The 25,549-nt window shown below is 66.3% G+C and carries 20 protein-coding genes; 5 read left to right on the top strand and 15 right to left on the bottom strand.

Translation table 11 applies throughout. From position 1 onward, the window contains the following. The 3 genes from ACJ7C5_RS20595 to betI form a co-directional block, all read right to left on the bottom strand. The coding region (locus tag ACJ7C5_RS20595) for a GMC family oxidoreductase N-terminal domain-containing protein (RefSeq protein ID WP_412704924.1) at positions 1-456 on the bottom strand (456 nt) is incomplete at its 3' end. Positions 457-557: 101 nt separating this feature from the next. Then, positions 558-2,030: a betaine-aldehyde dehydrogenase gene (gene betB, locus ACJ7C5_RS20600; protein WP_412704680.1), complete on the bottom strand. Its 1,473-nt coding sequence runs from the start codon at positions 2,028-2,030 to the stop codon at positions 558-560. A gap of 38 nt (positions 2,031-2,068) precedes the next feature. After that, positions 2,069-2,659 (bottom strand): transcriptional regulator BetI, encoded by a 591-nt coding sequence (gene betI, locus ACJ7C5_RS20605; protein WP_005409501.1) that lies wholly within the window; start codon positions 2,657-2,659, stop codon positions 2,069-2,071. 170 nt (positions 2,660-2,829) lie between these two features. Here betI and ACJ7C5_RS20610 point away from each other — a divergent pair, with 170 nt between their 5' ends. After that, a complete protein-coding gene (locus ACJ7C5_RS20610) occupies positions 2,830-4,380 on the top strand; it encodes a BCCT family transporter (RefSeq protein ID WP_412704679.1) in 1,551 nt (516 codons plus the stop codon). A gap of 287 nt (positions 4,381-4,667) precedes the next feature. Here the strand turns inward: ACJ7C5_RS20610 and acnA are convergent, their stop codons facing one another. Continuing rightward, entirely contained in the window at positions 4,668-7,421 is a 2,754-nt protein-coding gene (gene acnA / locus ACJ7C5_RS20615; protein ID WP_412704678.1) for an aconitate hydratase AcnA, read from the bottom strand. A 302-nt stretch (positions 7,422-7,723) separates the two neighbouring features. Between acnA and ACJ7C5_RS20620 the strand changes: the two genes are divergently transcribed. Genes ACJ7C5_RS20620 through acnB form a run of 3 tightly spaced genes read left to right on the top strand, consistent with a single transcriptional unit; the run spans position 7,724 to position 10,988 of the window. Further along, complete coding sequence (locus ACJ7C5_RS20620) at positions 7,724-7,948, top strand: AbrB/MazE/SpoVT family DNA-binding domain-containing protein (RefSeq protein ID WP_005409505.1); 225 nt, start codon at positions 7,724-7,726, stop codon at positions 7,946-7,948. A 6-nt stretch (positions 7,949-7,954) separates the two neighbouring features. Further along, positions 7,955-8,353, top strand: a complete 399-nt coding sequence (locus tag ACJ7C5_RS20625) for a type II toxin-antitoxin system VapC family toxin (RefSeq protein WP_008267153.1) — start codon at positions 7,955-7,957, stop codon at positions 8,351-8,353. A 43-nt stretch (positions 8,354-8,396) separates the two neighbouring features. Next, a complete protein-coding gene (acnB, locus tag ACJ7C5_RS20630) occupies positions 8,397-10,988 on the top strand; it encodes a bifunctional aconitate hydratase 2/2-methylisocitrate dehydratase (RefSeq protein WP_412704677.1) in 2,592 nt (863 codons plus the stop codon). A gap of 81 nt (positions 10,989-11,069) precedes the next feature. Here the strand turns inward: acnB and ACJ7C5_RS20635 are convergent, their stop codons facing one another. The 5 genes from ACJ7C5_RS20635 to ACJ7C5_RS20655 all read right to left on the bottom strand — a co-directional run bounded on the left by ACJ7C5_RS20635 (position 11,070) and on the right by ACJ7C5_RS20655 (position 16,510). Further along, on the bottom strand, positions 11,070-11,393 hold the full coding sequence (locus ACJ7C5_RS20635) for a hypothetical protein (RefSeq protein WP_412704676.1): 324 nt from the start codon (positions 11,391-11,393) through the stop codon (positions 11,070-11,072). Positions 11,394-11,678: 285 nt separating this feature from the next. Continuing rightward, positions 11,679-12,752: a protein-glutamate methylesterase/protein-glutamine glutaminase gene (locus tag ACJ7C5_RS20640; protein ID WP_197617249.1), complete on the bottom strand. Its 1,074-nt coding sequence runs from the start codon at positions 12,750-12,752 to the stop codon at positions 11,679-11,681. Continuing rightward, a complete protein-coding gene (gene cheD / locus ACJ7C5_RS20645) occupies positions 12,749-13,345 on the bottom strand; it encodes a chemoreceptor glutamine deamidase CheD (RefSeq protein ID WP_008264676.1) in 597 nt (198 codons plus the stop codon). The genes ACJ7C5_RS20640 and cheD overlap by 4 nt, the downstream gene beginning before the upstream one ends. Further along, positions 13,342-14,196 (bottom strand): CheR family methyltransferase, encoded by an 855-nt coding sequence (locus ACJ7C5_RS20650; RefSeq protein ID WP_412704675.1) that lies wholly within the window; start codon positions 14,194-14,196, stop codon positions 13,342-13,344. Before ACJ7C5_RS20650 ends, cheD begins: the two co-directional genes overlap by 4 nt. 52 nt (positions 14,197-14,248) lie before the next feature. Beyond that, the gene (locus tag ACJ7C5_RS20655; protein WP_412704674.1) at positions 14,249-16,510 is read right to left on the bottom strand and encodes a methyl-accepting chemotaxis protein; all 2,262 of its coding nucleotides are present in this window, start codon (positions 16,508-16,510) and stop codon (positions 14,249-14,251) included. A gap of 359 nt (positions 16,511-16,869) precedes the next feature. On the opposite strand from ACJ7C5_RS20655, the gene ACJ7C5_RS20660 reads away from it, so the two are divergent. Beyond that, positions 16,870-17,490 (top strand): hypothetical protein, encoded by a 621-nt coding sequence (locus ACJ7C5_RS20660; RefSeq protein ID WP_412704673.1) that lies wholly within the window; start codon positions 16,870-16,872, stop codon positions 17,488-17,490. A gap of 101 nt (positions 17,491-17,591) precedes the next feature. On the opposite strand, the gene ACJ7C5_RS20665 is transcribed toward ACJ7C5_RS20660, so the two are convergent. The 6 genes from ACJ7C5_RS20665 to ACJ7C5_RS20690 form a co-directional block, all read right to left on the bottom strand. Then, positions 17,592-19,970, bottom strand: a complete 2,379-nt coding sequence (locus ACJ7C5_RS20665; protein ID WP_412704672.1) for a methyl-accepting chemotaxis protein — start codon at positions 19,968-19,970, stop codon at positions 17,592-17,594. Between the two features lie 101 nt (positions 19,971-20,071). Next, positions 20,072-20,455, bottom strand: coding sequence for a hypothetical protein (locus ACJ7C5_RS20670; RefSeq protein ID WP_010482470.1), 384 nt, complete (start codon positions 20,453-20,455; stop codon positions 20,072-20,074). A gap of 136 nt (positions 20,456-20,591) precedes the next feature. After that, positions 20,592-21,083, bottom strand: coding sequence for a chemotaxis protein CheW (locus ACJ7C5_RS20675; RefSeq protein WP_412704671.1), 492 nt, complete (start codon positions 21,081-21,083; stop codon positions 20,592-20,594). A 211-nt stretch (positions 21,084-21,294) separates the two neighbouring features. Then, positions 21,295-22,068: a flagellar brake protein gene (locus ACJ7C5_RS20680; RefSeq protein WP_088028335.1), complete on the bottom strand. Its 774-nt coding sequence runs from the start codon at positions 22,066-22,068 to the stop codon at positions 21,295-21,297. A gap of 191 nt (positions 22,069-22,259) precedes the next feature. Continuing rightward, complete coding sequence (locus ACJ7C5_RS20685; protein WP_412703310.1) at positions 22,260-24,509, bottom strand: methyl-accepting chemotaxis protein; 2,250 nt, start codon at positions 24,507-24,509, stop codon at positions 22,260-22,262. A gap of 373 nt (positions 24,510-24,882) precedes the next feature. After that, positions 24,883-25,549 (bottom strand): chemotaxis protein CheA (locus ACJ7C5_RS20690; RefSeq protein WP_412704925.1); only part of this gene is annotated, 667 nt, incomplete at its 5' end.

A 25,549-nucleotide genomic window follows, 5' to 3' on the forward strand; every position in this document is an offset into this window, starting at 1 on the left:
GGTCACGCGCAGCGGGCCTTCGCCACCGTGGTAGTCGTTGGGGCCGATGTCACGGGTTTCCGCCTTGCGGAAGTACGGCAGGCAGTCCAGATAGGTCCAGTCTTCCAGGCCCGGCATGCTGGCCCAGTTGTCGTAGTCCATCGCGTTGCCGCGGATGTAGCACATGCCGTTGATCAGCGACGAGCCGCCCAGGCCCTTGCCGCGGCCGCAGTCCATGCGGCGGTTGTTCATGAAGGGCTCGGGATCGGTCTTGTACGCCCAGTTGTAGCGCTTGCCCTGCAGCGGGAAGGCCAGCGCCGCTGGCATCTGGGTGCGGAAGTCGAGCCGGTAGTCCGGGCCACCGGCTTCCAGCAGCAGCACGCTGACATCGGCATCTTCGGTGAGGCGGGTGGCCAGCACGTTGCCGGCCGAACCGGCGCCGATGATGATGTAGTCGTACTCGTTATGGGTGCTCATGGGTGTCTCCTGCAGGCCGGGGCGCGCTGCATGCAGGCGTCCCGGCGGAATGTCGGATCGGCGCGGTGGCCGGACGAAGGTGCGCGCTCAGGGCGCGCCGATCAGAACACGCTGGCGTAGTCGCCCAGCTCCACCTGCACCGACTTGATGCGGGTGTAGTGGCCGAGGGTGGAGAGGCCGTTCTCGCGGCCGACGCCGGATTCCTTGTAGCCGCCGACCGGCATTTCGGCCGGCGATTCGCCCCAGGTGTTGATCCAGCAGATGCCGGCTTCCAGGCGGTGGATGATGCGGTGGGCGCGGCTGACGTCCTTACTGACCACGCCGGCGGCGAGGCCGAAGGTGGTGTCGTTGGCACGACGCACCACTTCGTCTTCGTCGTCGTAGGCAAGGATGCTCATCACCGGCCCGAAGATCTCTTCCTTGACGATGGTCATGTCATCGCGGCAGTCGGAGAACACGGTCGGCAGCACGTAGGCGCCATTGGCCAGCGCGCCTTCGGTGGCACGGCCGCCGCCGGTCAGCAGGCGGGCGCCTTCGGCCTTGCCGCTTTCGATGTAGCGCAGCACGTTTTCCATGTGCGGGAAGCTGGTCAGCGGACCGAAGTTGGTCTCGGCGGCCATCGGGTCGCCGATGCGGATGCGCTTGACGCGCTCGACCACCGCGGCTTCGAACGCGGCCAGCATGCTGCGCGGCACGAACACGCGGGTGCCGTTGGTGCAGACCTGGCCGGAGCTGAAGAAGTTGGCCATCACCGCGATGTCGGCGGCGCGGTCCAGATCGGCGTCATCGCAGATCACCAGCGGCGACTTGCCGCCCAGTTCCATGGTCACCTCCTTCAGTGACGAGGACGCGGCGCTGGCCATGACCTTCTTGCCGGTGGCGACGCCGCCGGTGAAGGAGATCTTCTCGATCACCGGGTGCTCGGTCAGCCACTGGCCGATCTCGCGGCCCGGACCCTGCACGACATTGAACACGCCGGCCGGCACGCCGGCTTCGGTGTAGATCTCGGCCAGCCGGATCGCGGTCAGCGGGGTCACTTCCGACGGCTTGAATACCATGGCGTTGCCAGCGGCCAGGGCCGGGGCCGACTTCCACATGGCGATCTGGATCGGGTAGTTCCAGGCACCGATGCCGGCGACCACGCCCAGCGGCTCGCGGCGGGTGTAGAAGAAGCTCGACTCGCGCAGCGGCAGCTGGATGCCTTCGATGGCGGTGGCCAGGCCGGCGTAGTACTCGACCACGTCGGCGCCGGTGACGATGTCCACGGTGGTGGTTTCGGCCAGTGCCTTGCCGGTGTCCAGGGTTTCCAGGTGCGCCAGTTCGTCGTTGCGCTCGCGCAGGATCTCGACGGCGCGGCGCAGGATGCGCGAACGCTCCATGGCGGTCATCGCGGCCCACACCTTCTGGCCTTCGGCTGCGCTCTGCACGGCGCGCTCGACGTCGGCCTGGCTGGCGACCTGCACTTCAGCGATCACTTCACCGGTGGCCGGGTTGACGGATTTGAAGGTCTTGCCGCTGGTGGCATCGACGCGCTGGCCGTGGATGTAGAGCTGTTGGACGGGCAGGGTGGTCATGGGGCGTACTCCTTGGAAGGGGGCGGGTGCTGAAGCGCTTATAGCGCGACAGCCTGCAACTGGAAGTCGATATAGCCGTAAGCGATGCGCCGGGACTTCTCGGCATTGAACTGGCCGCCGACCAGGCTGCCGCGCAGCCACAGGCCGTCGATCATCGCGGCCAGGCCGCGGGCGGCCAGGCGGGCCTGCGGGTGGGGCAGCAGGCGGTTGAACTGGTGGCACAGGTTGGAGAACAGGCGCTGGTCGTTGGCGCGCTGCAGCCGGGCCAGTTCCGGCTGGTGCATGCTGGCGGCCCAGAAGGTGAGCCAGACACGCATGGCGGTGCCGTTGATCTGGCTGTCGTCGAAGTTGCCATCGACGATGGCGCGCAGCTGCTCGCGCGGGTCGTCGCTGGCGTCGGCGCGGTAACGGGCGACCGCGTCCTTCAGCTCGCGCAGGATCTGCCGCATTGCAGCATTGAGCAGGCCGTCCTTGTCGCCGAAGTAGTGGGCGACGATGCCGCTGGACAGCCCGGCCTTCTTCGCGATGGTGGCGACGGTCGCATCGGCCATGCCGATCTCGTCGATGGTCTGGAAAGTGGCCCGGATCAGCTGCTCGCGCCGTACCGGTTCCACGCCTTTCTTCGGCATTGTCTCTCCACGGATTGCGACCCGAAGGATCGGGCTGCCCGCCATTATGCTTTTTATTGATTGAACGTTCAATCAATAAACCCTAGGATGCGCTCGCGCCCCACGCCATGGGCCCGGTTTACCGGTCCGGCCCCGCCCATGTGCTCCCTCGGACTTGATGAGACGACCCCATGTCTTCCCTGGCTCATCCCAAGCGTTCGCCCCTGCGCTTGAACCGTTTTGTCTTCTTCAGCTCCTCGGTGTCGATCGGCATCCTCGGGCTGCTCACCGTTCTCTATCCCGAAGGCAGCGAGCACTGGCTGCAATGGGCGCAGGCCGAAGTGTCGGCCGCGTTCGGCTGGTGGTACATGCTGCTGATCGTGCTGTGCCTGGGCTTCGTGCTGTGGCTGGCGTTCTCGCCGTATGGCCGCATCCGCCTGGGCCACAACGAGGAATCACCGGCCTTCGGCTACGTCGCCTGGGTCTCGATGCTGTTCTCGGCCGGCATCGGCATCGCGCTGCTGTACTACGGTGCCTACGAGCCGCTGGACCATTTCCTGCATCCGCCCGGGCAGCCCGGCGGAACCGTGGCCGCCGGCCGCGAAGCGATGGTGCTGACCTTCCTGCACTGGGGTCTGCACGGCTGGGCGCTGTACGCGCTGGTCGGCGTGGCACTGGGCTACTTCGCCTACCGCCGCGACCTGCCGCTGGCGCTGCGCTCGGCGCTGTACCCGATTTTCGGTGAGCGCATCCACGGCCGCATCGGCGACATGGTGGATGGCTTTGGCATCCTGGCCACGCTGATCTCGATGGTGACCAACCTCGGCATCGGCGCGTTGGTGGTGCAGTCTGGCCTGGTCTACCTGTTCCACATCCCGGATACGCCGCAGGTGCTGGTGGCGATCGTGCTGGTGATGATGGTGGTGGCCACCATCGGTGTGGTCGCCGGTGTGGAAAAGGGCATTGCCTGGCTCTCCAACCTCAATGTGCGCCTGCTGTGCGGCCTGCTGCTGTTCGTGCTGATCACCGGCCCGACCCTGCACCTGTTCGACGGCCTGATCCAGAACACTGGCGACTACCTCGGCGCGTTCGTGCGCAAGAGTTTCGACATGTACCTCAACGACCCGAAGGGTCGTGAGTGGATGGGCTCGTGGACGCTGTTCTACTGGGCGTGGTGGATCGCCTGGGCGCCGTTCGTCGGCCTTTTCGTGGCGCGCATTTCGCGTGGCCGCACCATCCGCGAAGTGATCATGGGCGTGCTGCTGATCCCGCTCGGCTTCACCCTGGCCTGGCTGTCGATCTTTGGCAACACCGCCATCGACCTGGTGCTCAACCATGGCCAGGCGATCCTGGGTGACGTGGCCCAGCACGATGCGGCGATGACGCTGTTCAAGCTGCTGGAATACCTGCCCGGCGCGCCGTACGTGGCCGGTGCCGCGGTGGTGATCGGCTTCGTGCTGTTCCTGACCCCGGTCGATTCGGGCACGCTGATGATCGCCAACCTGTGCACCCGTCGCGTTGACGATGGCGTGGAAGATGGCCATGACGCGCCGATCTGGCTGCGCGTGTTCTGGGCGGCCGGCATCACCGTGGCCAGCGTCGGCCTGCTGCTGGCTGGTAATTTCAGCGCGATGCAGACCGCAGTGGTGCTGTGCGGCCTGCCGTTCTCGTTCACGCTGGCGTTCTACATGTGGGGTCTGCTGAAGGCGCTGCGCACCGACCCGGACGCACCGCGTCTGTAGAGCCGAGCCCATGCTCGGCTGCTGTTGGCGCAGAAGCAGCCGAGCGCAGGCTCGGCTCTACAGAGGGCATCGCAAACGCAAAGGGCCGGATCCGCAAGGATCCGGCCCTTTCCTCAATCGGGCGCAGCCGCGCCGTTACTTGCTGGCCAACTGGCGCAGTACGTACTGCAGCAGGCCGCCGTGGTGGGCGAGGAGGCGCGCTTGCGAACCACTGGTTCGCGCGTCCCCGCAGCGCCCCCGCGCTGGCGCGGGGGCCGGGCTTCCGCCCTCTGGTACCGCAGGACGGTTCAGCGACCTGCTAGCTGGCGCAGCACGTACTGCAGCAGGCCGCCATGACGGAAGTACTCGACTTCCTTCGGGGTCAGCAGCATCACCGAGACTTCGAAGGTCTTCCTGGTGCCATCGGCCTTGGTCGCGGTGACCGTGGCGCGCTTGCTGGCACCGTCCTGCAGGCCGGTGATGTCGATCACTTCCGAGCCGTCCAGGCCCAGAGACTGCGCGTTCTCGCCGTTGCGGAACTGCAGCGGCAGCACGCCCATGCCGACCAGGTTGGAGCGGTGGATGCGCTCGAAGCTCTCGGCGATGACCGCCTTCACCCCCAGCAGCAGGGTGCCCTTGGCGGCCCAGTCGCGCGACGAACCGGTGCCATATTCCTTGCCGGCCAGCACCACCAGCGGCACCTTGTCGGCCTTGTACTTCATGGCCGCATCGTAGATCGCCAGCTTCTCCGGCTGGCCACCACCGGCGGGGTAGTACAGGGTGTTGCCGCCTTCCTCGCCACCGAACATCAGGTTCTTGATGCGGATGTTGGCGAAGGTGCCGCGGACCATCACGTCATCGTTGCCGCGGCGGCTGCCGTAGCTGTTGAAGTCGGCCGGCTGCACGCCGCGCTCCTGCAGGAAGCGGCCTGCCGGCGAGTCCTTCTTGATGTTGCCGGCCGGGGAGATGTGGTCGGTGGTGATCGAGTCGCCGAACAGGCCCATCACGCGCGCACCGTGCACGTCGTCGATGCTGCCGGTCTGCATGGTCATGCCATCGAAGTACGGCGGGTTCTTGATGTAGGTGGAGGCATCGCTCCACTCGTACAGATTGCCGTCCGGCGAAGCGATGGTGTTCCAGCGGGTATCACCCTTGAACACATCGGCGTAGTTCTGCTTGAACATCTCCGGGCCGATGGTGGCAGCGATGACGTCGCCGATTTCCTTGTTGCTCGGCCAGATGTCGCGCAGGAACACCGGCTGGCCATCACTGCCGGTACCCAGCGGCTGGGTGGTCAGGTCGATGTCGGTGGTGCCGGCGATGGCGTAGGCCACCACCAGCGGCGGACTGGCCAGGTAGTTCATCTTTACTTCGGGATGCACGCGGCCCTCGAAGTTGCGGTTGCCGGACAGTACCGAGGTGACGACCAGATCGCCGGTGGCGATGCCAGCGCTGACTTCGGTCGGCAGCGGGCCGGAGTTGCCGATGCAGGTGGTGCAGCCGTAGCCGACCACGTAGAAGCCGATCTTCTCCAGTTCCTTCAGTACGCCGGCCTTTTCCAGATAGTCGGTGACCACGCGCGAGCCCGGGCCGAGCGAGGTCTTCACCCACGGCTGGCGGTTCAGGCCCTTGGCGGCCGCGTTGCGGGCCAGCAGGCCGGCACCGATCATCACCGCCGGGTTGGAGGTGTTGGTGCACGAGGTGATGGCAGCGATGACCACTGCACCATCTTTCAGGCGGACCTTGCGGCCTTCGGTTTCGATGTCGGCGTAGCCCTTGGCCAGCTGCTCGTTGCCGACCGCGGCGCCACCGCCTTCGTTGACGAACGAGGAGACGTCATCGCTGCGCTTGTCGCGGTTGGTGGTCAGGCCGACCAGTGCTTCGCGGTAGTTCTTCTGCACGTCTTCCAGCAGCACGCGGTCCTGCGGACGCTTCGGGCCGGCCAGCGACGGCTTCACCGTGCCCATGTCCAGTTCCAGCGTGGTGCTGTACTGCGCGTGCGGGCTGCCCGGCTCGTGCCACAGGCCCTGCGCCTTGGCATAGGCTTCGACCAGATCGATCTGCTCTTCGCTGCGGCCGGACAGGCGCAGGTAGTTCAACGATTCGGCGTCGATCGGGAAGATGCCGCAGGTGGCGCCGTATTCCGGGGCCATGTTGCCGATGGTGGCGCGGTCGGCCAGCGGCAGGTGCTGCAGGCCGTCACCGTAGAACTCGACGAACTTGCCGACCACGCCCAGCTTGCGCAGCATCTGGGTGACGGTCAGCACCAGGTCGGTGGCGGTGGCGCCCTCGGGCAGCTTGCCGGTCAGCTTGAAGCCGACCACCTGCGGGATCAGCATCGACGACGGCTGGCCAAGCATGGCCGCCTCCGCTTCGATGCCGCCCACGCCCCAGCCCAGCACGCCGATGCCGTTGATCATGGTGGTGTGGCTGTCGGTGCCGAACACCGTGTCCGGATACGCAACGGCCTTGCCGTCCTTGTCGGCGGTCATCACCACGCGGGCCAGGTTCTCCAGGTTCACCTGGTGGACGATGCCGGTGTTCGGCGGCACCACCTTGAAGTTGTCGAAGGCCTTCTGGCCCCAGCGCAGGAAGCCGTAGCGTTCCTGGTTGCGCTGGAATTCGATCTTGCCGTTGAGGTCCAGTGCGTCCGGCTTGCCGAACACATCGACCTGCACCGAGTGGTCGATGACCAGTTCGGAGGGAATCTGCGGGTTGATCTGCTCAGGTGAGCCGCCAAGCTTGACCACCGCGTCACGCATCGCGGCCAGGTCGACCACGCAGGGCACGCCGGTGAAGTCCTGCAGGACCACGCGCGCTGGCATGAAGGCGATTTCGGTGTCCGGCTCGGCCGCCGGGTTCCAGCGGGCCACGGCTTCGATGTGGTCCTTGCCGACGGTGATGCCGCCGTCCTCGTGCCGGAGCAGGTTCTCCAGCAGGATCTTCATCGAGTAGGGCAGGTGGGAGATATCGAAGCGCTGGCCCAGCGTGGGCAGGCTGAAGTAGTCGTAGGTCTTGCCGCCGACGTTCAGCTGGCTGCGGGTGGAGAACGAATCGCTCATGCGGGGTAACTCCTTCTTGCGGATGGCTTGCAGTGGCCCGCGCATGGGCGGACCTGCTTGCGGTCGCCGCGGGCCTGGCGGCCCCGGTGGTCCCAGTATGAACCCCAGACTGAATGGATTCATCCGGGCCGGGTTCCGGCCTGCGGCATCGGTTCCAGACTACAGGGGACGGTGTATGGCGTATGTCACGTTTGTGGCCGATCCTTTGCGAGGCAAGGGCTGGCGGGGTGCCGGTCCTGTTCAGGGTGGAAGTATGCCCGGGGAAGTATGTATAATTTGTGCATACTCTGGAGGGCCTACCCATGGAAGCCACTGTTGCAGAGCGCGGACAGATCACCCTGCCCAAGGCGGTGCGTGATGCCCTCGGCCTGACCAAGGGCACGCTGCTGAAGGTCGAGCTGGACGGCAGCCGCATCATCCTGCGCAAGAGTGTTGACGATGCCATTTCACGGGCGCGCGGCAAGTTCGCGCTGGACGGTTTCGAATCGTCCGACGCAGCGGTACGCGCGGTGCGTGACGAGGAATAAGCCGTGATGATCGCCGTCGATTCACCGGTGCTGGTCGAGCTGCTCAGCAATGGTCCGCAGGCCGATGCCGTGGAAGCCATCCTCCGGCAGAGCCTGGTCGGTGGCCGCGTGGTGGTCTGCGGTGCGACCCTGGCCGAGGTCTGCGCATCGCTGCGCGGCGGCGCTGAGGTGCTCGAAGCACTGGAAGAAATGGGCGTGCATTTCAACCCGATGGAAGCCAAGTCGGCGCTGCGCGCCGGCGAGATGCACCGCCGCCACCGCCAGCGCAGCGGCAGCCGCCGCAGCCTGGACGAATTCATGGTCGGCGCTCACGCACTGCTGCAGTGCGACGGCCTGATCACCTGGAACGATACGTTTTACCGCGACTACTTCAAGGGCCTGAAGCTGATCGTGCCGCAAGCCTGAGCCCACTTTGTTTTTTCAACCTACGCATTACCCGGGAGTTGTCATGTTGGAAGCCTACCGCCACCACGTCGCCGAGCGCGCTGCGCTTGGCATCCCGCCGCTGCCGCTGAGCGCGCAGCAGACGGCCGATGTCATCGAACTGCTGAAGAACCCGCCGCAGGGCGAGGCCGAGTTCCTGCTCGACCTGCTGACCCACCGCGTGCCGGCCGGCGTCGACGATGCTGCCAAAGTCAAAGCCTCGTACCTGGCGGCGATCGCCCTGGGCAGCGAGCAGAACCCGCTGATCAGCCGTGAGCGCGCCACCGAACTGCTGGGCACCATGCTCGGCGGTTACAACGTTGCCCCGCTGGTACAGCTGCTGGACGACGCCAGCGTCGGCACCATCGCCGCCAACGGTCTGAAGAAGACCCTGCTGGTGTTCGATGCCTTCCATGATGTGCAGGAAAAGGCCAAGGCCGGCAATGCCAACGCCCAGGCCGTGCTGCAGAGCTGGGCCGATGCCGAGTGGTTCACCAGCAACCCGGAAGTGCCGCAGAGCCTGACCGTCACCGTGTTCAAGGTGCCGGGCGAGACCAACACCGACGACCTTTCGCCGGCGCCGGACGCGACCACCCGCCCGGACATTCCGATGCACGCCCTGGCGATGCTGAAGAACAAGCGCGACGACGCGCCGTTCACCCCGGAAGAGGACGGCAAGCGCGGCCCGATCCAGCAGATCCTCGACCTGAAGGACAAGGGCCACCTGGTTGCCTACGTCGGCGACGTGGTCGGCACCGGTTCCTCGCGCAAGTCGGCCACCAACAGCGTGCTGTGGTGGACCGGCGATGACATTCCGTTCATCCCGAACAAGCGCGCCGGTGGCGTCTGCCTGGGTTCGAAGATCGCTCCGATCTTCTACAACACCATGGAAGATGCCGGTGCACTGCCGATCGAGCTGGACGTGTCGAAGATGGAGCACGGCGATGTGGTCGAGCTGCGTCCGTACGAAGGCAAGGCGCTGAAGAACGGTGAAGTGATCGCCGAGTTCCAGGTCAAGTCCGAAGTGCTGTTCGACGAAGTGCGCGCCGGTGGCCGCATTCCGCTGATCATCGGCCGTGGCCTGACCGGCAAGGCGCGCGAAGCGCTGGGCCTGGCCCCGACCGACCTGTTCCGCCTGCCGGTGCAGCCGGTCGATACCGGCAAGGGCTTCTCGCTGGCGCAGAAGATGGTCGGCCGCGCCTGTGGCCTGCCTGAAGGCCAGGGCATGCGCCCGGGTACCTACTGCGAACCGAAGATGACTTCGGTCGGCTCGCAGGACACCACCGGCCCGATGACCCGTGACGAGCTGAAGGACCTGGCCTGCCTGGGTTTCTCGGCCGACCTGGTGATGCAGTCGTTCTGTCACACCGCCGCCTATCCGAAGCCGGTGGACGTGAAGACCCACCATACCCTGCCGGAGTTCATCTCCACCCGTGGCGGCGTCTCGCTGCGCCCGGGCGACGGCGTGATCCACAGCTGGCTCAACCGCATGCTGCTGCCGGACACCGTCGGTACCGGTGGTGACTCGCACACCCGTTTCCCGGTGGGCATTTCGTTCCCGGCCGGTTCGGGCCTGGTGGCCTTCGCCGCTGCTACCGGCGTGATGCCGCTGGACATGCCGGAGTCGGTGCTGGTGCGCTTCAAGGGCAAGATGCAGCCGGGCGTGACTCTGCGTGACCTGGTCAACGCGATCCCGCTGTACGCGATCAAGTCGGGCCTGCTGACTGTGGCCAAGGCTGGCAAGAAGAACATCTTCTCCGGTCGCATCCTGGAAATCGAAGGCCTGCCGGAACTGAAGGTCGAACAGGCGTTCGAACTGTCCGACGCCTCGGCCGAGCGTTCGGCGGCCGGCTGCTCGGTGCGCCTGAACAAGGAGCCGATCATCGAGTACCTCAACAGCAACATCACTCTGCTGAAGTGGATGATTGCCGAGGGTTACCAGGATCCGCGCTCGCTGCAGCGCCGTATCGAGAAGATGGAAGCGTGGCTGGCCAACCCGGAGCTGCTGGAGCCGGATGCCGACGCCGAGTACGCCGCCGTCATCGAGATCGACCTGGCCGACATCCACGAGCCGATCGTGGCTTGCCCGAACGACCCGGACGACGTGAAGACCCTGTCCGAAGTGGCCGGCGCCAAGATCGACGAAGTGTTCATCGGTTCGTGCATGACCAACATCGGTCACTTCCGTGCGGCTGCCAAGCTACTGGAAGGCAAGCGTGACCTGCCGACCCGCCTGTGGGTGGCCCCGCCGACCAAGATGGATGCCTCGGAGCTGACCAAGGAAGGCGTGTACGGCACCTTCGGCGCTACGGGCGCACGCATGGAAATGCCGGGCTGCTCGCTGTGCATGGGCAACCAGGCGCAGATCCGTGAAGGTTCCACCGCGATGTCGACCTCGACCCGCAACTTCCCGAACCGCCTGGGCCGCAACACCAACGTGTACCTGGGTTCGGCCGAACTGGCCGCGATCTGCTCGCGTCTGGGCCGCATCCCGACCAAGGAAGAGTACATGGCCGATGTGGGCGTGATCGCTGCCAGCGGCGCGGAGATCTACCGCTACATGAACTTCGACCAGATCGAGGAATACCAGGACGTGGCCAAGACGGTCGCTGCCTGAGGGTAGTGCCGGCCGCTGGCCGGCATCCCGTTGAAACGAAGAACCCCCGGTGAAAGCCGGGGTTTTTGTCTGCTGCATCCGCTATTGCACGGTCCAGTCTGCGTTGCCCTGCAACCGACGGCCGCCGATCAGCACGTTGCCGCGCTCACCGGAAACATCCATCTCGAACCAGGGCAATCCATCACGGCTATGTGGACGCACATAGGCCTCGCGCTTTGCGCGGTTGAATTCGATGTAGTAGCGGCGATGCACGTTGGGGTACGGCGGGATCGACGCGCCTTTCCAGCTGACGCTTACCGCGCCGGGGTCTTCGCGACCCACCAGCATCAGCATGAAGAACACATCACCCTGCTTGGCCTCGAAGTAGAACAGATCGCCACTGGCGCTGGCGGGTGCCAGTGGCAATGAAAGCAGTACGGCCGCCAGGGCGGCCTTCCATGCCTTTGATCATGTGCAGCATTCCTTGTGCAATACCGCTATCAAAGCACACATGCGGGTAGCGCGTTGAAACGAAGAACCCCCCGGTGAAAGCCGGCGCCTTTTTTTGTTGCCTGATGGCCTGTAGCGCCGAGTCCATGCTTGGCTGCTGTTCGTGCGATGCGCGATGAGTCGAGCGCGGCTCGACTCTACAAAGGCATCCACGCATGGCGTGGATCTACTGCGCGCGCGCCCTTGAGCGGGGGCACGCAATCAGCCGCGGGCCAGGGCCAGCAACCGCTCGGCAATCCGCTCCAGCGGCACCTGCTCTTCGGCAGCGCCGAGCTTGAAGGCGGCACCGGGCATGCCCCAGACCACACTGGTGGCCTCGTCCTGCACCAGCGTCGGGGCGCCGGCCTGACGCATCTCCAGCAGGCCGCGTGCGCCGTCATCGCCCATGCCGGTGAGGATGGCGCCGATGGCGTTGCCGCCGGCGTTCTGCGCGACCGAGCGGAACAGCACGTCCACCGCGGGCTTGTGCCGGTTAACCGCAGGGCCGTCGTCGACGCGGCAGCGCCAGCGCGCACCGTCGCGGATGATCCGCAGGTGCTTGCCGCCGGGCGGAAGGTAGGCGTGGCCGGGCAGCACCGCTTCGCCGTCGCTGGCCTCGCGTACGGCCATTGCCGAGTGGCGGTCCAGGCGTTCGGCGAAGGCGCTGCTGAAGCTGGCCGGCAGGTGCTGGGTCATCACCACGGCCGGGCCATCGGCGGGCATTCCTTCCAACACCACGCGCAGGGCCTCGGTGCCACCGGCTGACGAGCCGATCGCGATCAGGCGGTCGGTGGTGCGGAACTGCGGCGCGGCGGGGCGCATCGCAGGAGCGGCTTCCAGCAGGAGCTTCGGTGCGGCAGCGCGCACCAGCGGACGCACCCGCGAGCGCGCCGCCATCTTGACCTTGGCGATGATCTCGTCGGCGTAGGCCTGCAGGCCGCGCGCCACGTCCAGCTTCGGCTTGGAGACGAAATCCACCGCGCCCAGCGCCAGTGCCTGCAGGGTGGTGTCGGCGCCGCGTTCGGTCAGCGAGGAGATCATCACCACCGGCAGCGGGTGCAGGCGCATCAGGTTTTCCAGGAACGCCAGCCCGTCCATGCGCGGCATTTCCACGTCCAGCGTGATCACGTCCGGGGCCAGGCGCTTGATCTTCTCGCGCGCCAGCAGCGGGTCGGCGGCGGTGCCGACCACGTCGATGGACGGATCGCTGGACAGGATCTCGGTGAGCATCTGGCGTACGACGGCGGAGTCGTCGACGATCAGGACCCGGCAGGGGGCGTTGCCGGTCAGGGTCATTCGAACAGCTCCACGCCGCCGGTGACCGGGGCCTTGGACAGGCGTGCCCGCACGGCCGATTCGGTCGCGGCCACTTCGGCTTCGTGTGCATGCGGCAGGCGCTGCACCACCACCCGGCCGGTATCGGCGAAGAACCAGATCTTGCGCGGATGGATGCCGCACAGGTCCTCGGCGATGATCGGAATGTGCTCGGCCTGCAGGTACTGGCGCACGAACTCGGCGTTGCGGGTGCCGACCGGATTGCTGGTGAAGCCCTTGAGTACGTTGGCGCCGCCGAACACCTTGGCCTCGATGCGCTTGCGGTGCGCGCCACGCTTGAGCATGTCGTTGATCAGCAGTTCCATCGCGTAGCTGCCATAGCGCGCAGGTGCGCCGTCGCCGGCATTGCCCTCGGGCAGCAGGAAATGGTTCATGCCGCCGATCTTCAGCACCGGGTCGCGCAGGCAGGCGGCCACGCAGGAGCCCAGCGTGGTGGTCAGCGCGGTGGTGTCGTCGACCACCAGGTACTGGGTCGGCAACAGCTTGGCCGCAATGGTCTTGAAGCGCGCGTCCTGGTAACGCATCACATCATCGGTACGCAGCGAGGCGTTCATGCGCCGGCCCTTGCCGCACGGCGGTACAGGGTGCGCCCGCAGGGCTGGATCAGGTCGGCGGCGTGCAGGTAGTTCTCCGAGTGGCCGGTGTAGAGCAGGCCATCGTCGGACAGGTGCTGCACCAGCCGGCCCAGGATCGCGCGCTGGGTCGGCTTGTCGAAGTAGATCATCACGTTGCGGCAGAACAGCGCGTCGAACGGGCCGCCGACGTCGTAGCGCGGGGCGAGCAGGTTCAATGGGCGGAACTCGATCAACTCGCGCAGCGCCGGCAACACGCGGCACTGGCCCTCGTTGGGGCCGCTGCCGCGCTGGAAGTAGCGCCGGCGCAGGTCCGGATCGAGGCTGGTGACGCGATCGATGTTGTAGACGCCACGGCCGGCGGTGGCCAGCACCTGGGTATCGACGTCGGTGGCGATGATGCGTACCGGTGGCTTGAGGGTACCGAAGGCCTCGCAGGCGGTGATCGCCATCGAGTAGGGCTCTTCGCCGGTGGACGCCGCGCACGACCACAGCAGCAGCGGCGTGCGGCTGGAGCGCTGTTGCAGCTCCTCGCGCAGCTTGTCGAAGTGGTGCGGCTCACGGAAGAACGAGGTCAGGTTGGTGGTCAGCGCGTTGGTGAACGCCTGCCACTCGTCGCCGTCTTCCTGCTCCAGATGGTCCAGATACTGCTGGAAGCTGCGCATGCCCAGCGTGCGCAGGCGGCGCGACAGGCGGCCATAGACCATGTCGCGCTTTGCCGGGGCGAGGGCGATGCCCACGCGCTGGTAGATCAGGTCGCAGACGCGGCGGAAATCACGGTCGGCGAACTCGAATTCGCGCGGGCCGGTGACGATGGGAGTAGGACTTTGCACGGGGGACGTGTCCATCGGCAGAGGCGGCGGCCGAAGCCGCCGCGGGTGGGTCTCAGAATTCCTGCCAGTCGCTGTCGCTGGCGACGAAGGTGCTGGCGTTGCTGCTGCGGCGGACCGGGGTGGGCGTGCTGGCCGGCTGTGGACGTGCCACGGTGGTGACACGGGCCGGTTCCACGCGTGCGGCCACGGCCTTCACGGCGGCGGAGACCTGGTTGTCCAGGCGGAAGATCGCCACGGCGTCGGCCAGCTGGCCAGCCTGTTCTTCCATCGCGCGCGCGGCAGCGGTGGCTTCTTCCACCAGCGCAGCGTTCTGCTGGGTGGTTTCGTCCATCTGCACCACGGTCTGGTTGACCTGCTCGATGCCGGCCGACTGCTCCTGCGAGGCCGCGGAGATCTCGGCCATGATGTCGGTCACGCGCTGCACCGAGGCGACGATCTCGCCCATGGTGCTGCCGGCCTGGTGGACCAGGCTGGAGCCTTCGGCGACCTTGCCGACCGAGTCATCGATCAGGCCCTTGATCTCCTTCGCAGCGGCGGCCGAGCGCTGGGCGAGGGTGCGCACTTCACTGGCGACCACGGCGAAGCCGCGACCCTGTTCACCGGCACGCGCAGCCTCCACCGCGGCGTTCAAGGCCAGGATGTTGGTCTGGAAGGCGATGCCATCGATGACGCTGATGATCTCGGCGATCTTCTTCGAGGAGGCTTCGATGGCCGACATGGTGGTGACCACCTGGCCGACCACGCTGCCACCCTGCGAGGCCACACCCTGCGCGCCGATGGCGAGCTGGTTGGCCTGGCGGGCGTGCTCGGCGTTCTGGCGCACGGTGGAGGTCAGCTCCTCCATCGACGCGGCGGTTTCTTCCAGATTGGCGGCCTGCTGTTCGGTGCGGCGCGACAGGTCGCTGTTGCCCGAAGCGATCTCACCGGCGGCCAGGGTGATGCTGGAGGCACTGGCCTGGATCTGGCCGACGATCTGGGTCAGCTGCGCGACGGTGGTGTTGGCGTCGTCCCGCATGCGCGCGAACACGCCCTGGTAGTCGCCGTGCATGCGCGCGGTCAAGTCGCCTTCGGCGATGGCCGACAGCAGCTGCGAGAGCTTGCCGAGGTTGTCATCGCTGACCGCCATCATCGCGTTGAGGTTTTCCAGCATCAGGCGGAAATCGTGATCGAAGCGCTGCGCATCGCCACGACGGCTGAAGTCGCCGGCAGCGGCGGCACTGGCCAGCTGCTTGATCTCGGCATTGATGCGGCCGAGGTTGGCCTTGACCGTGTCGACGGTGGTGGTCATCGCGGCCTTCTCGCCGGGATAGCGTGCGATGTCGCGGCTGAGATCACCGACCGCGTATTGCTGCACCACGTCCAGCACGTCGTGCAGGGTCTGCACGTGGCCGCCAACCAGGGCGTTGGTTTCCTGCACCATCAGCCCGTACTCGCCGGGGAAGGCGCTGGCGTCGATGCGGTAACTCAGTTCGCCGCCGTCGTGGCGGCGCGCCATCTCGCGCTGGCCGCTGATCACCGCGTGCAGCTGCTGCTGCATGCCCGACATGGCGTCCAGCAGGCGGCCGGTCTCGTCATGCGGCTGCGGGCCGATGTGGCTGTCCAGCTTGCCGCGGGCGATACCCTCGGCGACGGCCGTTGCCTGCTTCAGCGGCACGGCGATGCGGTTGCCGATGAGCCAGCTCAGGGCCAGCACGATCAGCACCAGCACGCCACCGGAGACGGCCATGATGGCGGTGAACACCAGCGCCTGCTTCTGCACGTCGTCCATGTAGACGCCACTGCTGACCACCCAGTTCCAGGGCGCGAACAGGCCGGCGTAGGCCACCTTCTCGACCTCGCCCTTGCTGCCGGGCTTGGCCCAGCGATAGTTGACGAAGCCGCCTCCGGCCTTGGCCGCTTCGACCTGGTCGTAGTAGATGCGTACGCCGTCGTCGGTGCGGAAGTCCTTCATGTCCTTGCCGACCAGGTCCTTGCGGAACGGGTGCATCAGCAGGCGGTAGCCGGTGTCGTAGATGTTGAAGTAGTAGGCATCGTTCTCGGCGCGCATCACTTCCAGCGCCTGCAACGCCGCGCTCTTGGCAGCGTCCTCGCTGAGCTCGCCGGTACCGGCCAGGCGGTGGTAATGCTGGAGGATGCCGTAGCTGAGTTCGACCTGGGTCTTCAGCGCGGTCTTGCGGGTCTCGGTCAGGTCGAGGTACTGCATGCGGGCGGCGATCACCGAGAGCGCGATCACGCCGAGCGCGATGAGCAGCGTCAGCAGGTTGAGCTTGCGCCGGACGGAGAGGTTGCTGAAGTAGTGTTGCCAGCGATGCATGAGATTCATCGAGCAGGACCAGGTCGAAGCGGGCGGGCGGCGCCGAGCCGGTCAGCGGCGGGACACGCCGTGACAACCCCGTTATCGGCCGATGGGCCGGGGGATTGAGGTGCGGTGTCCGAACGTATTCAGGTTTCCTTGCAGCGGCGGCGGGCGTGGGCGTCCGGTAGCGCGTAATCCAGTAGATCCACGCCATGCGTGGATAGGAATTCGTAGCATCCGTTGCCTGCCCATCGTCATCCAACCGCCGGCAGCCCTCAGAAATCTGCAACTCCGTTCATAGCCGGAGGCCGCCACCCGGCCCACTGTGGGAGGCCACAGTGTGGAGCGGGCAGGCATTGGACGGATTTGCGGAGTTCATGGTGGAGCGACAGGGCGATCTGAGGCGCATTGCGCGGCATACGCGGGGTGAGTACAGCGAAGATGATGTGATCAGTGAAGCCTGGTTGTTGGTAGCCACATGGGAGCAGTCCGACAGGCGACCGCTGAATCTCAAGGAGCGCGACGATCAAAGCCAGCTGATCAGCCATCTCTATCAGAGGCTTGTGCGCTATACCGAGCTGAACGTCCGGCACGCCGTGCGCTTGGATCATGCGCCGGGGGACGACGCAGGGAGCCATCCCTTGCTGGAACGGTTGAGCGCCGATGGAGATGACCCGCTGAGCGTAATGGAGGCCCGCGAAGCGGATCCGATTCCTCCGGCCGAGGGGGAGTTGCACTACTCGGTCGCCAGCATCTATCTGGTGATGCTGGAGCACCATGATTTCCGTATGTCCGCGTTGGCTCGCTTTCTACGCTTGTCCATTTCCCACACCTATCGTCGCTGTGCATACGCGAGCCAAGTGTCTGCATGGCAGCATGCGCTTGTTCTAGCGCCACCGATAAGCATGGAAGGCTTGAGGCCATGGCGTCGATTCCGTGCCTGCCGCGCGCCCAGGCAGCTCGAGTTCGATTTCGATGAGAGGCTTGAGTTGCGTTAGCGGAGCGCACGGCATCGTGCAGTTGAGGAGCCTGGATTCTGCAGAACGAAAACGCCCCAGCGCAGGGCCAGGGCGTTCTCGTGCGTCAGGTCAGGCAGGCATCAGAACTCCTGCCAGTCTCCGTCGGCCAGTTCGGTGGCCATCGGGCGACCACCGGCGGTGCGGCGGGCTGGCGGGGCGACCGGGGCCGGCGCGGCAGGTGCGGCAGCACGCGGGGCCGGGGCAGCGGCGATGCGCGGGGCAGCCACGGTCTCGGCTTCGTCGACCACGAAGATCGACACCGCTTCGCTGAGGTGGCCGGCCTGTTCTTCCATCGCACGTGCGGCGGCGGTGGCTTCTTCCACCAGCGCGGCGTTCTGCTGGGTGGTTTCGTCCATCTGCACCACGGTCTGGTTGACCTGCTCGATGCCGGCGCTCTGCTCCTGCGAGGCTGCGGAGATCTCGGCCATGATGTCGGTCACGCGCTGCACAGAGGCGACGATCTCGCCCATGGTGGCGCCGGCCTTGTGTACCAGCGCCGAGCCGTCGTTGACCTTGCCGACCGAGTCGTCGATCAGGCCCTTGATCTCCTTGGCGGCAGCGGCCGAACGCTGGGCGAGGGTGCGCACTTCGCTGGCAACCACGGCGAAACCACGACCCTGTTCACCGGCACGCGCAGCTTCCACTGCGGCGTTCAACGCCAGAATGTTGGTCTGGAAGGCGATGCCGTCGATGACCGAGATGATCTCGGCGATCTTCTTCGACGAGGCTTCGATGGCCGACATGGTGGTGACCACCTGGCCGACCACTTCACCGCCCTGCGAGGCGACGCCATGCGCGCCGATGGCGAGCTGGTTGGCCTGGCGGGCGTGCTCGGCGTTCTGGCGCACCGTGGAGGTCAGCTCCTCCATCGAGGCGGCGGTTTCTTCCAGGTTGGCGGCCTGCTGCTCGGTGCGGCGCGACAGGTCACTGTTGCCCGATGCGATCTCGCCAGCGGCCGAGCTGATCGCACGGCTGGACTGCTTGATACGGGTAACAATCTCGCTCAGCTGCGCGGCAGTGGCGTTGGCGTCGTCGCGCATGCGGGCGAACACGCCCTGGTAGTCGCCATGCATGCGCACGGTCAGGTCGCCCTGCGACAGTGCGGCAAGCAGCCCGGAGATCTGCTCGATGCTGCCGGCGTTGGCGTCGAGCAGGCCGTTGATCTGCTGGGCCAGCTGCAGGAAGAAGCCTTCCTTGTCGCTGGAATCAATACGGCCGGACAGGTCGCCGGCAGCAGCCTGGGCGATCACGCGGGCCACTTCGGCTTCCACCTGCGCTTCCTGGGTACGGTCGCGCCATTCCACCACGTAGCCGACGGTGTCGCCGCCTTCATTGCGGATGGTCGAAACCACCTGGGCGAACTGGGCATCGCCGTACTGCATCGGGCGACGGGCGACGCCGTGTGCCTTCAGGTTGCCCAGCAGGGTCTGGTCCATCTCGCCGCGGTGCTCGAGCACGGTGACCGGCTTGCCGATCAGCGAAGCCTGCGCATCGAAGTCCGGCAGATCGCGGCGGACTTCGTCCTGGTACTGGCTCAGGGTCTGCTGCAGGGCGCGGTTGCTGTAAACGATGGTGTTGCTGGTGTCGGTCAGGTACACGCCGGTCGAGCTGTAATCCAGCGCGGTACGGATGCGCAGGTTCTCGCGGGCGACGGCCTGGTCGGTTTCGATGCGCTCGCGCAGGTCGCGCTGCATGCGCTGCATGGCCTGCATCAGTTCGCCCACTTCATCCTGGCGGCTGACGTCGATGTGGCCATCGAGCTTGCCGCCGGCCACGTCGTTGGCAACCGACACGGCGCCGCGCACGCTGCCGACCAGGGCGCGGGCGAACAGCCAGACCAGCACCAGGCCGAGCGCGGCGCCGCCCAGCAGGGCGATCACAGTCAGCACGGCCGAGGCGGAATAGGTGGATTCAGCCTCTTCGCGCGAGGCACGGGCGAGGCGGTTGTCTTCGGCGATCAGCGCTTCCAGCGCCGATGCGGCCTTGCGGTGCTTGGTGCGGGTCTCGCCGACGAAGGTATCGATGGCGTCGTCCGGCAGGTCCAGTTCCAGCATCTCGGTGACGCTGTCATAGGAGGCCAGGGCGTCCTTCCACTCCTTTGCGAAGGTGTCGAACAGCTTCTTCTGCTGTGCGTTGTCGACCAGTGCCGGGTAGCCCTTGATCGACTTGTCCATGCTCTCGCGCAGCTCGACAGTCTGCTTGCGTGCATCGGCCTTGACGTCGTCGCTGGCGCGGATCAGCTGCTGGTAGGCGGCGTTGCGATATTCACCCAGCATGCCGCGCATCTCGCCGGCCATGCGGATGCTCTCCATGCGCGAACCGGCCAACTCGGTGGTGACATTGTTGAGCGAGTGCAGGCCGCGATAGGCGACGATGCCCTGCAGCAGCATCACCAGCAGGAGGACACCGAAGGTCAGCAGCAGCTTCGGCATCAGTTTCAGGTTGTTGATCCACGGCATGGGCGTTGCGAGCTCCTAAGGCAGACGCGTCCGGGCATCGGGCCCGGTTGCAGCAGAAACCACGCCGGCACCAGGTCCGGCGTGGTTCGACGGACAGCGGATTACTTGATGTTGGCCAGCTTCAGGCCGGCCGGCGAGCTGACTTCGATTTCCGCGCGCGAGGCGTCGCGCTGGATCTTGCCGATCACGCACACGGTCTTGCCTTCCAGGGTTTCCAGCGGGAAGGAGAACTTGCCGCGGTTCTCGCCGGCGATGCGGGCCGAGAAGGTGTGGCGCGGGAAGGCGCCGCCCATGTACAGGAAGGTCGGCTGGCCTTCGGAACCTTCTGCGTAGCGGGCCTTTTCAACTTTGCCGCAGACCATGCCGTCCTTGCCGACCGAGCGCGGGGCCAGTTCCGGCGGGATCATGTCGGCCGACTGGGCGAACGCGGCGGAAGCGGTGGTGGCCAGGACAGCGGCCGAAACGAACGCAAGCAGGGACTTCATCGAGGTGTATCTCCGGGGATGGTGATGGTCGTTCCGGTTCTGCGCGCTCCTGCGCGACCGGCTTCTGTCCCCCTATCGGCACTGCCGGAGGGAACTGAAGGGTTTTGTGACCAGAACGTGAAGCAGGTCCGTTCGATCAGGCAGCGGCGTCTTCAACGACGTTGGCCTGACCCATATCGGCGCTGTCCAGCAGGGTCTCGATGTCGAGCAGGATCAGCATGCGGTCGTCCTGCGTGCCGATGCCGGAGATGAAGCGGGTATCGACGGCGGCGCCGAATTCCGGGGTCGGGCGGATCTGCTCGGCCGACAGCGGGATCACGTCCGAGACGCTGTCGACCACGATGCCGACCACGCGGTCGTCCACGTTCAGCACGATCATCACGGTGAAGGCGTCGTAGCGGGCGTTGTCCAGGCGCAGCTTCAGTCGCAGGTCGATGACCGGCACGATGGTGCCGCGGAGGTTGATCACGCCCTTGATGTAGTCCGGGGCATCCGGCACGCGGGTGACGGCGTCGTAGCCGCGGATTTCCTGCACCTTGAGGATGTCCACGCCGTAGTGCTCGGCACCGAGGGTGAAGCTGAGGAATTCGCCACCGGCGTTGGCGGTGGAGCTGGTCTTGTCGTTCATCGAGGGGTCCTGGTTCTGCCGGAAGTCCCGGTGTCAGGCTCGATATCGGCCCCTTGGTTGGGGACTTTAGGTGTCGGGGGAAGGCATCCACGCATGGCGTGGATCTACCGGGGAGGGTGGGGGCATCCACGCATGGCGTGGATCTATACGGGAAGCGGTAGTGGGGGCCCCCGGGCCCCCCCCCCCCCCCCCCACTACCGGTCGGGAGGCCTTACAGCTCGCCGTTGCGGCGCGCCTTGCGCTGGCGGTCGATGCGGAAGATGTAGCGCTGGATGGCGCTGTCGGCGCCGCGGGGCAGGATGTCGAAGCGCATGCCCACGCGCTTGATCTCGATGCCGTTGGGTTGGCGCTGCGGCAGCAGGTTGCAGACGACCAGCTCGATCTCCAGGTCCGGGCCGTCGGGCAGCGACAGCACCGCCGGGTAGCGCTTCTGCAGGCTGAACACTGCGCAGTCGGTAGGCACGGCTACCGCCAGGCCGCCGCCGCTGATGTCCACCACCCGCATCGACAGCGCTTCGGCACGGCTCTCGCCGGCGGGGATCAGCAACTGGGGCGAATCGGTGACGGGCGTCTCCAGCCGGTACATCTCACGTCGTTGCAGATGGACCAGTTCGTCCGGCAGAGGGGCACGGAAGGCGACGTGGCCGTCGTTGTCCACGCGCTGCAGTGCCTGCAGGCGGAACCGCACCAGCACGCGTTCGAGCTGGGCAAAGCACAGCAGATGGTCGGCCTGTTCGGCGGCGCGGTTGGACGCCTCCTGCGGGCTGCCATCGAGCAGCAGGGTGTCGTCGTCCTCGTCGAGTTCAAGCAGCGCGGTCGGGAACGAGCGGTCGCGGCCGTCGATATGCGCATTGATCAGTGATCGCTGGTCGATCAGCGATCGCAGCAGCTGCCGCAGCTGGCGCGGATTGCGGACCAGGAAACGTTCGTCAGCGGCATCAGCCGCGTGGACATCATGCACTGCAGTGTCGTTGCCGTCGGACATGGAATCTACGGTCAGGGGCGGGCGCCAGCACGCGTTGGCGCGAGGCTCGATGGGGATATCGGCCACTGTGCCGGATTATGAAGTGAGAATTGCATCACTTTCCATGAGTGTAGGGTCGCGTAAGGGTCAGACCCCTTTCCCGCGGGAAAGGGATCTGACCCCGTGGTTCTGCGTGGATGCCTCCGCGTAGGTCAGAACTCCTGCCAATCGCCGTCCGCAGCCAGTGCTGGCTGCGCCGCCGACCCACGCAGCGGACGAGCAGGGGCGGGCCTGGCAACCGGCGCGGCGGCCGCCACCTGGCGTGGCAGCGGTGCGGTGGTCAGGCGTGTCGGCGCGACGGTGGCGCCCTGTGATGCCAGCCGGAAGCGGGCCACGGCTTCCCCCAGCTGCACGGCCTGGTCTTCCATTGCACGCGCGGCGGCGGTGGCTTCCTCCACCAGCGCGGCGTTCTGCTGGGTGGTTTCGTCCATCTGCACCACGGTCTGGTTGACCTGCTCGATGCCGGCCGACTGTTCCTGCGAGGCTGCGGAGATCTCGGCCATGATGTCGGTCACGCGCTGCACCGAGGCGACGATCTCGCCCATGGTGCTGCCGGCTTGGTGCACCAGGCTGGAGCCTTCGGCGACCTTGCCGACGGAGTCGTCGATCAGGCCCTTGATCTCCTTCGCGGCCGCAGCCGAGCGCTGGGCGAGGGTACGCACTTCGCTGGCGACCACGGCGAAGCCGCGGCCCTGTTCACCGGCACGCGCGGCCTCAACCGCGGCATTCAGTGCCAGGATGTTGGTCTGGAAGGCGATGCCGTCGATGACGCTGATGATCTCGGCGATCTTCTTCGACGAGGCTTCGATGGCCGACATGGTGGTGACCACCTGGCCGACGACCTCTCCGCCCTGCGAGGCGACGCCATGCGCGCCGATGGCGAGCTGGTTGGCCTGGCGGGCGTGTTCGGCGTTCTGGCGCACGGTGGAGGTCAGTTCCTCCATCGACGCGGCGGTTTCTTCCAGGTTGGCGGCCTGCTGTTCGGTACGGCGCGACAGGTCGCTGTTGCCCGACGCGATCTCGCCGGCAGCCAGGGTGATGCTGCCGGCGCTGGCCTGGATCTGGCCGACGATCTGGGTCAGCTGTGCAACGGTGGTGTTGGCATCATCACGCATGCGTGCGAACACGCCGTTGAACTGGCCGTCCATGCGTGCGGTCAGGTCGCCAGCGGCGATCGACTGCAGCAGCTGCGAGAGCTGGCCGAGGTTGCCGTCGGCCACCTGCATCATGCTGTTGAGCTGCTCGATCATCACACGGAAATCGTGATCGAAACGCTGTGCATCACCGCGCTGGCTGAAGTCACCGGCGGCGGCGGCCGAGGCCAGCTGCTGGATCTGCGTGTTGATGGCCAGCAGGCTGGCCTTGGCTGCATCCATCGACTCGTGCAGGATCGCGCGGCTGCCCGGCAGGCGACGTGCGTCCGGGGTGAGGTTGCCGGTGGCGTACTGGTTGAGCACGTCGATGGCATCGCGGATCGCATCGAGGTGCTCGAAGATCACGGTATTGATGCCCCCGGCCAGCTGGCCATACACGCCCGGGAAGTCTTCCGGGATGCGGTGGCTGATGTCCGGGCCAGCGTGCATCTGTGCCATCAGCTGGGTCTGTTCGCTGAAACGGCGAAGCATCGCGGTCATCTCGGCCGTGGCGGCCAGCATCTTGCCGGCTTCGTCCTTGCTGGTGGCCTGGGTGCTGACGCTGAGGTCGCCGCGGGCAACCGCCTGGATGGCATGCACGGCCTTGCCCAGCGGGCCAGTGACGGCGCGCGAGATGACCGTGGCCAGCGCGGCTGCGACCAGCGAAAGCAGCACGATGCAGCCGATGATGGCGATCATGCTGGTGCGGTGGGTGGTATTGGCAGCGGCAATCTTGCCGTCCATCAGGCCGGCGATGTGGGTGCCGAGGGTCTTCATCGCGGCGAACAGGTCACGACGGGCCGGGCGCGACTGTTCGTCGGAGATCTGTTGCGCCAAGGCACCATCGCCGGCGGCCACGGCCTCGCGCATCGCCTTGTTGGCGGCGAAATAGCGCTCCAGCTGCACGTTGGCCGCGCGATAGAGTTCGCGTTCCTTTTCCAGTGCGGGCAGCGCCGAGTACGCGGCCAGTTCGTCATGCACGGCCTTGGCGGTGTCGTCCATGCGCTTGTTGTAGTCGGCAACCTTCTCCGGCTGGTCGAGCATGCTCAGCAGGGCCAGTTCGTAGGTGCGGAACTCGCCCAGCTGCGAGCGTGCTTCGCCCAGGTGCTGGACCGACGGAATATCGTTGCTGGCCATCTCGCCCAGCTGATTGTTGGCCTCGCTCAGGCGCAACAGGGCGAAGGCGCCGAGGACCAGGGTCATCAACGTGGTGAGGGTGAACCCCACGGCCAGCTTGCGGGCGATGGGCAGATCTTGGAACCACTTCATGCAGGGTGCTCCAGGTGGGCAGGGTGCCGGCGTCGGTGCGTCGGCTGGGGGTGGTTGCAGAGCGAACGGGGGTGCCCGGTGGGGGTTCGGTGACGGCCGTCAAAGCGAGATAGCGGCGTGCTGCGGGCGGACTTTATGGACGCAGATCACATTCGGTTGCGTAGGGATGACGACGCGAAAGTGCTGCAGTGGCGGGGCTTTCGCTTGCATGAGGTGGTTGCATGCGCAAGCACGGTGCCGACGGAGTTCACGGATGGGGTGGGGGTCAGATCCCTTTTCCCTGAAAAGGGATCTGACCCGGGGTGGAATGGCGCGCGCAAACAAAAACCGCCGCCCCGAAGGGCGGCGGTTCAGTACACGCATGCAGTATGGGTCAGGCGGCCTGCGGCATCCGCAGTGAACGCACCAGCCCGCCGATGTCGACGATCAGGGCCACGCGGCCGTCGCCGAGGATGGTGGCACCGGATACCCCGCCGATGCGGCGGTAGTTGTTCTCGATGTTCTTCACCACCACCTGCTGCTGGCCGACCAGCTCGTCCACTTCCAGCGCGATCTTCTGGCCATCACCTTCGACCACCACCACCAGCGATTCGCTGCCGGGTGCACGGTTGCCGTAGCCGTAGTACTCGCTCAGCGACAGGATCGGCAGGTATTCGCCGCGCACGCGCAGTACGCGGCCTTCGCCGGCCATGCTGCGGATGTCCTCGGCCTGCGGCTGCAACGCTTCAAGCACATAAGCCAGCGGCAGGATCAGGGTTTCACCGGCCACCGCCACGGTCATGCCATCGAGGATGGCCAGGGTCAGCGGCAGACGGATCAGCGTGCGCGTGCCAGTACCAAGGCTGCTTTCGATCTGCACTTCGCCACCCAGCGCCTGGATGTTGCGGCGGACCACGTCCATGCCGACGCCGCGGCCGGACAGGTCGGTGACCGCATCGGCGGTGGAGAAGCCAGGCTGGAAGATCAGGTCCCAGACCTGCGAATCGGTCGGGTTGTCCGGCACGGCAAGGCCGCGTTCCTGGGCCTTGGCCAGGATCTTG

It is taken from the genome of Nocardiopsis yanglingensis, from assembly GCF_045809185.1.
Classification (GTDB): Bacteria; Pseudomonadota; Gammaproteobacteria; order Xanthomonadales; family Xanthomonadaceae; genus Stenotrophomonas; species Stenotrophomonas yanglingensis.